The 10,594-nt window shown below is 45.8% G+C and carries 12 protein-coding genes and 1 tRNA gene; 2 read left to right on the top strand and 11 right to left on the bottom strand.

Annotated elements, in window-relative coordinates:
* From ACLR2L_RS08785 to ACLR2L_RS08775, 3 genes are all read right to left on the bottom strand, one after another.
* Positions 1-273: sodium:solute symporter family transporter (locus ACLR2L_RS08785; RefSeq protein ID WP_413367478.1), on the bottom strand; the 273-nt coding region annotated here is incomplete at its 3' end.
* A gap of 236 nt (positions 274-509) precedes the next feature.
* Positions 510-1,058 carry a hypothetical protein gene (locus tag ACLR2L_RS08780; RefSeq protein WP_413367476.1) on the bottom strand — a complete coding sequence of 183 codons (549 nt, stop codon included), beginning with the start codon at positions 1,056-1,058 and terminating at the stop codon, positions 510-512.
* Between the two features lie 207 nt (positions 1,059-1,265).
* Positions 1,266-1,802 (bottom strand): DUF2878 domain-containing protein, encoded by a 537-nt coding sequence (locus tag ACLR2L_RS08775; protein WP_413367474.1) that lies wholly within the window; start codon positions 1,800-1,802, stop codon positions 1,266-1,268.
* 216 nt (positions 1,803-2,018) lie between these two features.
* Between ACLR2L_RS08775 and ACLR2L_RS08770 the strand changes: the two genes are divergently transcribed.
* Together ACLR2L_RS08770 and ACLR2L_RS08765 are read left to right on the top strand one after the other, a co-directional pair.
* Entirely contained in the window at positions 2,019-3,641 is a 1,623-nt protein-coding gene (locus ACLR2L_RS08770; RefSeq protein ID WP_413367472.1) for a diacylglycerol kinase family protein, read from the top strand.
* Positions 3,642-3,830: 189 nt separating this feature from the next.
* A complete protein-coding gene (locus tag ACLR2L_RS08765; protein WP_413367470.1) occupies positions 3,831-4,265 on the top strand; it encodes a hemerythrin domain-containing protein in 435 nt (144 codons plus the stop codon).
* A gap of 111 nt (positions 4,266-4,376) precedes the next feature.
* On the opposite strand, the gene ACLR2L_RS08760 is transcribed toward ACLR2L_RS08765, so the two are convergent.
* From ACLR2L_RS08760 to ftsH, 8 genes are all read right to left on the bottom strand, one after another.
* Entirely contained in the window at positions 4,377-4,505 is a 129-nt protein-coding gene (locus ACLR2L_RS08760) for an entericidin A/B family lipoprotein (RefSeq protein ID WP_140956994.1), read from the bottom strand.
* On the bottom strand, positions 4,498-4,674 hold the full coding sequence (locus ACLR2L_RS08755; RefSeq protein ID WP_140956873.1) for a YqaE/Pmp3 family membrane protein: 177 nt from the start codon (positions 4,672-4,674) through the stop codon (positions 4,498-4,500). The genes ACLR2L_RS08760 and ACLR2L_RS08755 overlap by 8 nt, the downstream gene beginning before the upstream one ends.
* Before the next feature lie 146 nt (positions 4,675-4,820).
* Positions 4,821-4,905 (bottom strand) — tRNA-Leu (locus ACLR2L_RS08750).
* Between the two features lie 7 nt (positions 4,906-4,912).
* Complete coding sequence (gene secG / locus ACLR2L_RS08745; protein WP_140956872.1) at positions 4,913-5,269, bottom strand: preprotein translocase subunit SecG; 357 nt, start codon at positions 5,267-5,269, stop codon at positions 4,913-4,915.
* 11 nt (positions 5,270-5,280) lie between these two features.
* Positions 5,281-6,015 carry a triose-phosphate isomerase gene (gene tpiA / locus ACLR2L_RS08740; protein WP_413367468.1) on the bottom strand — a complete coding sequence of 245 codons (735 nt, stop codon included), beginning with the start codon at positions 6,013-6,015 and terminating at the stop codon, positions 5,281-5,283.
* Positions 6,016-6,127: 112 nt separating this feature from the next.
* Positions 6,128-7,471 carry a phosphoglucosamine mutase gene (glmM, locus tag ACLR2L_RS08735; protein WP_413367466.1) on the bottom strand — a complete coding sequence of 448 codons (1,344 nt, stop codon included), beginning with the start codon at positions 7,469-7,471 and terminating at the stop codon, positions 6,128-6,130.
* A gap of 9 nt (positions 7,472-7,480) precedes the next feature.
* Entirely contained in the window at positions 7,481-8,311 is an 831-nt protein-coding gene (gene folP, locus ACLR2L_RS08730; RefSeq protein WP_413367464.1) for a dihydropteroate synthase, read from the bottom strand.
* A 120-nt stretch (positions 8,312-8,431) separates the two neighbouring features.
* On the bottom strand, positions 8,432-10,378 hold the full coding sequence (ftsH, locus tag ACLR2L_RS08725) for an ATP-dependent zinc metalloprotease FtsH (RefSeq protein WP_413367462.1): 1,947 nt from the start codon (positions 10,376-10,378) through the stop codon (positions 8,432-8,434).
* Positions 10,379-10,594 lie beyond the last annotated feature (216 nt).

Here is a 10,594-nt window from a genome sequence, read left to right as displayed (position 1 = left end):
CAACAGATAGTTTGCCAACGCGCCTATTACCAACCCGATAGCGATATAAAGCGCATCAAAACCTGCGACAAACATAGCGCCAGGCAATCCCATTAGCATCCATCCACTCATGTCAGACGCGCCTGCAGACAATGCCGTTACTTGTGGACTAACCTGCCGACCTCCCAGTATGTAACCCGAGATATCACTGGTTGATTTGTTATAAGCAAACAGCCCTATGCCTAACATTGCAATGAAATACACTGCTAACGAAAAATAGCTTTCTAACGCCATGGATGAAAAATACCCCTTTCGATTTTTCCACTCAATTAATTAGTGAACGAATTATAATGATTAGAGCACTAATTACAAGTGCAACGGTATTTTTGGACAGGACAGCGCTTTAAATGATAATAAAACCCTGCACATGTAACAAAGATTTAATCTACATTCACTTCAGTGCTACTTGAATTTTAAAAAATTTAATAAAACCCAATGAACACATTACTTCTACTCAAACTAATTAAATGCTACATGGCGAACGCTTTTTGATTAGCCTGTGCCCTGCATTGCACACAAACAGATCGCATCCAGTTCACAATGTTGCCATCGGAATGTCGATTTCCCGGCAAACCAATCCATTGCCAGCGTTGCTGTCGGGCTAAAATCTGGGCTTCAATGCATCGGATCACATCAGCCCGCTTGCCTGCATCACTGGTATCGATGCAACTTAACAAGGTGCAATCGGGCAACACAGTACTACCATAGTTGGCTAATCGCGCAGCCAACTTAGGGACATACAAACCATCGGTTTTATCATGCACAGACAGAATTAACCCCACCATGCCTGCTAACGACTCATTGGGCCTGATAAGCTCTTCAGCACTGATAATTTTAAGTTTTATCCCTGCATTGCCCAGTGTGCTTCCAAGCAAGGCCGCAGCGCTATCTAACGCGTCATTCCAGCACTCAACCAATAATCCAACCGTCAGATATTCAGGTAATAACGCCTTGTGTACAACACGGCCAGAAACCGGTTGTTCAACGTTTGATGTTGTTTGATGAAGAGGTAAATTCATAACAAGCTCCGAATTGTTTTTTTGAGGCAAAAAACCCATATGCCTGAAGATTTACCCATTACGGATTGCAAACAATAAGCCAGCTATCAGCTCAGAGAAAATGCCGGCGTTATTAAGAAAAGATATTGAAAAATAAAGAAATACAAGTGAGCAGTTGAGATTGGTTAACCAGAGGGATAAGCTCAGACAAAACAACCAGTGCTAAATTTACACATTGCCCTGAAGATTTTTCACGCCTGATAGTCTGTTTTCCAGGTAATGGATGTAAACAAATGCGAGCGGCATCAGCAATGCCCATAAAAACGCTAACAGGATTAACGTTAAACCTGATGAGTATCCGAATACGACGGCGCCAAAGCGCTCTCCTGCCAGGTAACTCAAAGGACCGCCCACCCCGCCTAATATTGAGGCTATCATTGGCCGTCGCGCCAGATAGGACAAGCTGTGTCTGAGTGTTACAGCAAAACTAATCCAGAGTGCGACGAGCCATATCGGTATGGGGATAAGACCACTCATTATGCTTTGTTGTGGAAAAGCAAACACACCCGAAATCGTGAGCAAACTGTCTAACGCAATCCCCGCACAAGCCACCCCAAGCAGGGTTCCCCCCTCTATCCATGGGTGTTTTACCATAAAAAAATGGCACACAAACAATATCAAGGCCACCCAAACATATTGATTTTGAAATAAAACCATCAACCACCAGATCAACTGAAACCCCAAAAAATTTGCTGCTGATTTCACACTGAAGTCCCCCGGGGTTGGCCAGAATGGATTGCCATATCTCATTAACGGCATGTTTATTGAAACACAGTCTGTTGATCGGTATGCAAAAACGAAAGACGAAATAAAAATCTGGTCACCGGTATTTTTGCTCAACACAGGGTGATACGTAACAACGCGTTCGTTAGTTCAGTGCCGAATTCGCTTTGTACTTCGCAGCTAATTAAGGATGTCTCAATGAAAATGGTGAAATATTATCTGGCAATAGGCCTACTACTCATAATCCTGGCATGGCAGTCTTCATTTTGGCTGATTAGCCTCTTAATGCTGTGGTGTAGTCTGGCACTCTTTGCAGTGAGTGCGGCATATTTGTCGGGCTATCCAGGCATTTTCCGCAAACGCGAAGATGGCAGGATCCCTTTGTACGTGCGCTGGCTCTTCATTCCATTTTTACTTGGCGTACAGTTGTACAACCTATACGCCAGAAAAACAGACAAAGTACCCAATATTCAGCAAATTACAGAACACTTGTACTTAGGTACCCGACTAACCAGTAGCGATATTGAAAAGTTGAGTTCGCAAGGGATTACATGCATTTTAGATGTAACAGCAGAGTTTGATAGCCTGGACTGGACATCGTATCGATACGATGTCGACTATCTAAACATCCCGGTGCTCGACCATACTTCACCCTCCCAGGTACAGCTCGCTACTGCCATTAACTGGATTGATCAACATCAGTTATCTGATAGCAAAATCCTGATCCATTGTGCGCTTGGACGAGGGCGCTCGGTATTTATCATGGCGGCCTATTTACTCGCTAGTAAACAGTGCGAAACCGTTGAAGAAGCCATGCAAGCAATTCAGCATATCCGCTCCACCGCCAGATTGAATTCTTCTCAGTTAAGCGCCTTAATTCGAATTCAGCAGAATGGCTTATTGCAATTAACTAAACGCCTTGCACTTATTGTAAATCCAGTGGCAGGGGGTGGGAAATGGTCGAAGCAGCAGCAAACTATACTGTCGCATTTGAATGCACACTTCACAGTGCGTATTTATGAAACACAAAAAGACGTTACCACCACACAATGTGCCCAACAAGCGGTTGCTGATAATAACGACATCCTGGTTGCCTGTGGTGGTGACGGTACCGTTACCGAAGTAGCCAGTATTGCAATTGAACAATGCAAAACGCTGGGAATTATTCCTTTGGGTACGGCCAATGCACTAAGCCAGGTAATTTACGGTAAACGCAGTGTATTAAACCCAATAGAAACAGCGTGTGAGGTATTGTGTGATCAATTCAGTACCACGGTAGATACTGCACGATGTAACAATAAGTTAATGCTATTAGTTTCAGCCATAGGATTTGAATCCAAAATGATTGAACACGCCGATCGCGAAGAAAAAAATGCAGGCGGGCAATTCGCCTATCTGGCTGGCTTATGGCAGGCAATCAGACAAAATGAACCTATTGAGGTAGCCGTTTCATTCGATAATCAGCCACCTGAAATAATCAACACAACATCGCTGGTGGTAGCGAATGCCGCACCTAAAACGACGGCGCTGGCACAAGGCGGTGAATTACCCGATATGAAAGACGGCAAACTCGACGTCACCTGGTTAAAAGCAGACACTGATACACCAATACTCAGTCTCGCAGAACTGGCGTTCAGCAATACTGAACACAAAGCCGAATCTGATAGCATTTTTCACAAACGCGTCAATCGAATAAACATACGATTTCCCGGGCTGTTACGCTATGTGATCGATGGTGAGGTTTACGAATCTGACTCTCTTGATATACAAACGGTACCGACCAGTCTTGACATGTTGGTAGATAAACGCCGGTTTAATTAAGTGGCGGAACCGGTCTGCAACAGCATGAGAATATTACAAACACCTCAGTAAATATTCCAGAACGAGTAAATAAAACATTGCCATGAAAACATATAATATCAATACAAATCATATACTTAAGATAAGGCACGAGGATTGCTAAAATAGTGATTATACCAATTGCTTATTCACTAACTAAGGAGTTTGACGATGACAATATTTGAAGTACTACGTCAGGATCATGAAAAACAACGACTGTTATTAAAAATTTTGTGCGAAACTCACGGCGATACGCCGGCCCGCAGGGAATATTTTGAAGAGTTAAAACAGGCGCTTCAGGAACATGCTACAGCCGAAGAGCGACACTTTTATATGCCCTTAATGAAACACGACAGTGCGGTGGATTTATCGCGTCACGGTATTGCTGAGCACCATGAAATTGATGAACTTATTGCCAAACTTGATTCTACTGACTGGAGCTCGCCGGTTTGGCTAAAGACACTAAAACAGCTAAGAGAACAAGTTGAACATCACCTGAATGACGAAGAACAAGGATTTTTTCAGGTTGCTGGTAAAATGCTTACCGCCAAACAGAAAAATGAACTCGCACAGTCATATCGGAAAGAGATGACCAGTCTGGCATAAGGCAGATTTATTGCACGAATCGAACAAGTCTTTCTGAAAACCAGGAAAACACGTTTATACAGGTATTTGCACGCTGTTTTGTAGTGCAAATACCTGCTGACAATCAGGCGATTATTCGCTATCTACTGCTTCCTGAATCGCTTTTCCGGCTTTTTCTATATCTTTACCTGCCCCTTCCAAGGTGGCACAACCTACAGAAAGACAAGCAACACATGCAATTATTAATAAGCGCTTAAACATCATCACTACCTTTATTATTGATCAATACAAAAAACGCGTGAATTACGCCAGGCAAGTACCCGAATATGGTAAGCAGGATATTGAGCCAAAACGTACCACATACACCCACTTTTAAGTACACACCCAATGGCGGCAAAATCAATGACGCCAATAGCTTAATTATTCCCATCAGAGCCTCTGCTTGTCCATTTTTGTAACGGGTTACCCGTTGTTAACTTAGCGCTGCACACACAAATTTGCAAAAACACTATGTAATACCACTGTTTTTGTTTGTTGCAGAAATAAAAAAGCCACCATAACGGTGGCTTTCAAATTTGGTGCGGAAAGCGGGACTTGAACCCGCACGGCCGAAGCCACCACCCCCTCAAGATGGCGTGTCTACCAATTCCACCACTTCCGCAAATTTCTTAGTTAGGTACATCCGACTTATCTTCTTGTGCCGGTGTTGCCGGCACATCAGAATCGGCTGGTGCTACTTGCTGAACCGCAGCAGGTACTTCCAGGTTTTCCCACTCATCTGTTGCGCTTTCACGCTGAGACGTTAAAGCACCTAACAACAGGCTAATGGCAAAAAACGCCGTAGCCAGAAAACCTGTGGTACGGGTCATAAAGTTACCAGAACCTGATGAACCGAATACCGTATTGGCGCCACCTGCACCAAACGACGCGCCCATGTCAGCGCCTTTACCTTGTTGAATTAATACAAATCCAATCAGTAAGAGTGCTACCACAAGGTACGCGACTAACAATGCTTGATATAACATTCTTTGTCCTCTTAACCTGCCGCTTGGCAAATCTTCCTAAAATCATCCACCTTCAGACTAGCGCCACCTATGAGGCCACCGTCGATGTCGGCTTGTGCAAACAGTTCTTCAGCATTATCTGCTTTAACACTGCCGCCATATAAAATCTGTATATTCGCCGCCACATTGGCATCGAATTTTGCCAGGTGACCACGGATAAACGCGTGGGCATCCTGTGCTTGCTCGGGAGACGCTGTCACGCCTGTGCCTATGGCCCAAATAGGTTCATAGGCGATGACTGTTTTACTTAACTGCTCTGCAGTTAACGATACAGTCAGTGCATCCAGCTGAGCCGCCAGAAACCCTTCTAACTCCCCTGCTTCGCGTGTAGCCAGGCTTTCGCCTACGCAAATAATCGGCACCAAACCACTTTCAATCGCTTTAAGTGCCTTCGCTGCTACCAACGCATTACTTTCGCAGTGGTCTTCGCGGCGCTCTGAGTGGCCAACAATCACATACCGACAACCAAACTCTTTCAGCATTTCAGCGGAAATGTCACCTGTGTGGGCGCCATTATCCAACTCGCTTAACGTTTGTCCACCAAGCGCAAAGTCTGGTGCAACAAAACTGCCAAGAAAACACGCAGGAGGACAAATTATAACATCAACTGCGTCGGCATCTACGCCGTGCATTAGACTGCTAAATTCGCTCACCAATGAACGGTTTCCGTTCATTTTCCAGTTTCCTGCAACGATTGGCTTTCTCATACGCTTCTCGGTCTCGGTTTTTGACTCTATCCCAGTGTCAGAGCGGGCGTGATATTAACTATTCCCACTGCATTATACAAGTGGAAAAACCATTTTCTCTGTCTAAAAACAATCAACTGGCGACATTACGAACAGCTGCCGCTATTTTCTCTGCCTGAGTGGTTGAAGCCAGTTCATCATCCGACTCTACCATCACGCGAATTAGCGGTTCGGTACCACTTTTGCGCAATAAGACCCGACCGCGCTTGCCCAGTGTCGCCTCAGCTTCACGCTTCGCTTGCAGAACAGCTTCAGATTCCAGTGGATCAATGCCCTTATCCTCAAAACGCACGTTCACAAGGGTTTGCGGATATTTATCAAAGCCACCGGCTAGTTCATATAACGACATATTTGCACGCAGCATCGCCGTTAGCACCTGCAATCCCGCTACTATGCCGTCTCCTGTAGAAGCAAGATTCAGGTTTAACACGTGTCCGGAGTTCTCACCGCCGATGCTCCAGCCTTTTTGCTGAAGTAATTCCATTACGTAGCGGTCGCCTACTTTGGAACGGACAAACGGTACGCCAAGTTTACTGAGAGCATTTTCAAGACCCAGATTACTCATTAGCGTCCCTACCACGCCGCCATTCAAGCGACCTGATCTCAGTGCATCGCGAGCAATGATATACAGGATCTGATCACCATCGATTACGTTACCCTGATTGTCGACCATCATTATACGGTCGCCGTCACCATCGAGTGCAAAGCCCAGGTCTGCGCCCGATTCAACTACTCTGTCAACGATGGCTTTCATCGAAGTAGCGCCCACTCGGTCATTAATATTCAACCCATTGGGTGAGGTGCCAATTTCAATGACATCAGCGCCCAGTTCCGACAACACCAATGGCGCAATGTGATAGGTTGCGCCGTGTGCACAGTCCACCACAATCTTTAAGCCTTTTAACGACAAATCCGATGGGAAGGTACCTTTACAAAACTCAATGTAGCGCCCGGCTGCGTCGTTAATCCGTGTGGCTTTACCCAACTTGTTAGACGCAACACAGGTCATGGGTTCATCCATCATGGCTTCAATGGCAATTTCTATGTCATCGTCAAGTTTAAAACCGTCAGCAGAGAAAAACTTAATGCCGTTGTCGTAGTAAGGGTTATGTGAGGCGCTGATAACAATACCAGCCTCTGAACGGAACGTTTTGGTTAAATACGCTATCGCTGGTGTAGGCATGGGGCCTAATAAACCGATATTGATACCCGCTGCGGACAACCCTGCTTCAAGCGCAGATTCAAGCATGTAACCGGAAATACGCGTGTCTTTCCCAATCAGTACTTTATTTGTGCCCTGACCTGCCAATACCTTACCGGCGGCCCACCCAAGCTTTGTTACAAATTCCGGGTTAATGGCGCTTTCGCCCACCTTGCCACGAATACCATCGGTACCAAAATATTTCCTTTCCCCCATGGGATCCCCTTATTGTTTTTTGTACTTATTAAATGCGTTTACTATCGCAATCACATCACGCGTTTGCGCTACATCGTGAACCCGCAAAATGTGCGCGCCCATCTGTGCTGCAATAGTGGCCAGTGCCAGGCTGCCGGCTAACCGCTGATCAACAGGTTTATTGATGACCTGGCCAATCATCGATTTACGAGACATGCCAATTAACAAAGGCATCCCGAAACGATGAAATAAAGCTAAATCAGCGAGTAACGCATAATTGTGCTCAAGAGTTTTACCGAAGCCAAAACCCGGGTCAAGCAGGATTTTGTTTTTATCAATGCCCGCGTCAAGACAAGCATTTATGCGACTGATTAAAAATGCTTCAACCTCAGCAGTAACATCACTATACACTGGTTTATTCTGCATACTGGCTGGATCACCCTGCATGTGCATTAAGCACACAGGTACACCGTGCTTTGCTACAACATCCAGCGCACCGGGTAACTGTAAGGCCCTGACGTCATTAATAAAATCAGCACCAGCGTGAAGGGCAGCATCCATTATTTCAGGCTTACTGGTATCTATGGAAATTATCACGTCAGAATGTTTACGAATAGCTTCTACTACCGGTACTACTCTGCGCAACTCCTCATCAATAGTCACTTCTGGGGCACCAGGGCGGGTTGATTCACCACCAATATCAATAATGGTTGCCCCCTCAGACTCCATGGCTAAAGCCTGCGTGAGCGCATTGTCTATGGAATTGTGTCTACCACCATCAGAAAATGAATCAGGTGTTACATTGAGAATGCCCATAACCTGGGGCGAGGTTCGGCTAAGTACTAAATGCCTTATTTGCATATTGATACCATTGAATTTACCAGTACTTCTTTCGATGAAAATCAGATTGGACACTGGACTGATATTGCAAGCATAACAAAAAAAGCGCCGGTTTCGGCGCTTTTCTATTACTGTTAAACCTTAACCTGGCAAGTCACCTGGTTTGCCAACAGCAGGTTTATCTGTGGAGTCGCGGGCAATGTCACTGTCTTTTACCGTTGCACCACCACTTGGCTTACCACCATCCGATGAACGATCATCCCAACCTGCTGGTGGGCGAACATCACGACGAGCCATCAAATCGTCAATCTGCTTAGCATCAATGGTTTCATACTTCATCAATGCATCTTTCATGGAATGAAGAATATCAATATTCTCTTCCAGAATTTGCTTGGCCCGATCGTAGTTACGATCAATAACCGACTTGATTTCCGCGTCAATAGCGCGAGCGGTATCATCTGACATATGAGAAGCCTTGGACATAGATCTGCCCAGGAATACTTCACCTTCTTCCTCCGCGTACAGCATTGGACCCATTTTGTCAGATAAGCCCCATTGCGTTACCATTTTGCGGGCAATGTCAGTAGCGCGTTCAATATCATTTGACGCACCAGTGGTGACTTTATCATTGCCATAAATAATGGCTTCTGCCAGACGTCCACCGAACAAACTGGATATCATACATTCCAGATGTTGTTTGGTGTGGCTAACGCGGTCCTGCTCAGGCAGATACATGGTTACACCCAGCGCACGTCCGCGCGGAATAATAGAGACCTTGTAAACCGGATCATGTTCAGGCACCAGGCGCCCCACTATAGCGTGGCCAGCTTCGTGGTATGCAGTCATGGTTTTCTCTTCTTCAGACATCACCATTGACTTGCGCTCAGAACCCATCATGATTTTATCTTTGGCTTTTTCAAACTCTTCCATCGACACCAGACGGCGGTTTGCACGAGCTGCAAATAAAGCAGCTTCGTTCACCAGGTTTGCCAGGTCAGCACCCGAGAAGCCCGGTGTACCACGTGCAATTACGGAAGGCTTAACGTCGTCGGCAACCGGTACTTTGCGAATGTGCACCTTAAGGATTTGTTCACGACCGCGAATATCCGGCAAACCAACCACAACCTGACGATCAAAACGACCAGGACGCAACAAGGCTGGGTCCAGTACATCTGGGCGGTTAGTGGCGGCAATCACAATAATGCCTTCATGACCTTCAAAGCCGTCCATTTCAACCAGCATTTGGTTCAGTGTTTGCTCGCGCTCGTCGTGGCCTCCGCCTAATCCGGCACCACGCTGACGGCCTACCGCGTCAATTTCGTCAATAAAGATGATACAAGGTGCGGCTTTGCGCGCTTGTTCAAACATGTCACGAACACGGGAAGCACCCACACCCACAAACATTTCTACGAAATCAGACCCTGATATAGTAAAGAAAGGCACTTTTGCTTCACCGGCAATGGCTTTTGCCAACAGTGTTTTACCTGTTCCCGGCGGACCAACCATTAATACGCCTTTTGGAATTTTACCGCCAAGCTTTTGGAATTTTGAAGGGTCACGCAGGAAGTCAACCAACTCTGCAACGTCTTCTTTTGCTTCGTCACAGCCTGCCACATCGGCAAAGGTTGTTTTGATTTGGTCTTCACTGAGCAGACGAGCTTTGCTTTTGCCAAACGACATAGCGCCACGGCCACCACCACCCTGCATCTGGCGCATGAAGAAAATCCACACAGCAATAAGCAGAAGCATTGGGAACCAGGAAATGAAGATAGACGCAAAAATTGATGGCTGCTCTGGTGGTTCTCCCAACACAGTCACGTCTTGTTTAACCAGATCGCTTATTAACTGGTCGTCGAAATAGGGAATATAGGTTTTGAAGGTGTCGCCAGAGCGCTTGACGCCACGAATTTCGCGCGTTTCGCTGCTTATCCGCACTTCACGAATTTGCCCTTGCTTCACTTCCTTTAGAAACGTTGTGTAATCAGTTTGTGCGCGGCTGGACTCGCCAGGTGAAAAGCTCTGAAAAACAGCCATCAACACCACTGCAATAATCAACCACAAGATTAAGTTCTTTGCCATGTCGCTCAATGCTACTAACCTCTGTAAAAAACCACCTGTTCAACAATGGCGCCGATTTGCGCCACCTTGACTACAGGTGAGTGTCACAAAAAATGCGATACCTCAAGAGTACTACACTTTATATATGCTTGCTACCAATAGACCATCAATACGCGCCCAGGTTCAGGTAATAAGCCATGTCTGAGCGCACAAACCACTTTACTGGCACCTCAGATTTCCATAAAC

It is taken from the genome of Alteromonas sp. AMM-1 (genome assembly GCF_047290655.1).
Lineage (GTDB): Bacteria > Pseudomonadota > Gammaproteobacteria > Enterobacterales > Alteromonadaceae > Alteromonas > Alteromonas mangrovi.
This window is presented reverse-complemented; position numbering and strand designations above follow the sequence as displayed.

What these genes read in the sequence shown, in the direction of transcription:
- folP (WP_413367464.1), bottom strand. Translation starts at nt 8,311, where the DNA reads ATGCAAATAAGGCATTTAGTACTTAGCCGAACCTCGCCCCAGGTTATG.
- ACLR2L_RS08755 (WP_140956873.1), bottom strand. Translation starts at nt 4,674, where the DNA reads ATGGGAATAATTAAGCTATTGGCGTCATTGATTTTGCCGCCATTGGGT.
- secG (WP_140956872.1), bottom strand. Translation starts at nt 5,269, where the DNA reads ATGTTATATCAAGCATTGTTAGTCGCGTACCTTGTGGTAGCACTCTTA.
- ACLR2L_RS08760 (WP_140956994.1), bottom strand. Translation starts at nt 4,505, where the DNA reads ATGTTTAAGCGCTTATTAATAATTGCATGTGTTGCTTGTCTTTCTGTA.
- ACLR2L_RS08780 (WP_413367476.1), bottom strand. Translation starts at nt 1,058, where the DNA reads ATGAATTTACCTCTTCATCAAACAACATCAAACGTTGAACAACCGGTT.
- tpiA (WP_413367468.1), bottom strand. Translation starts at nt 6,015, where the DNA reads ATGAGAAAGCCAATCGTTGCAGGAAACTGGAAAATGAACGGAAACCGT.
- ACLR2L_RS08765 (WP_413367470.1), top strand. Translation starts at nt 3,831, where the DNA reads ATGACAATATTTGAAGTACTACGTCAGGATCATGAAAAACAACGACTG.
- glmM (WP_413367466.1), bottom strand. Translation starts at nt 7,471, where the DNA reads ATGGGGGAAAGGAAATATTTTGGTACCGATGGTATTCGTGGCAAGGTG.
- ACLR2L_RS08770 (WP_413367472.1), top strand. Translation starts at nt 2,019, where the DNA reads ATGAAAATGGTGAAATATTATCTGGCAATAGGCCTACTACTCATAATC.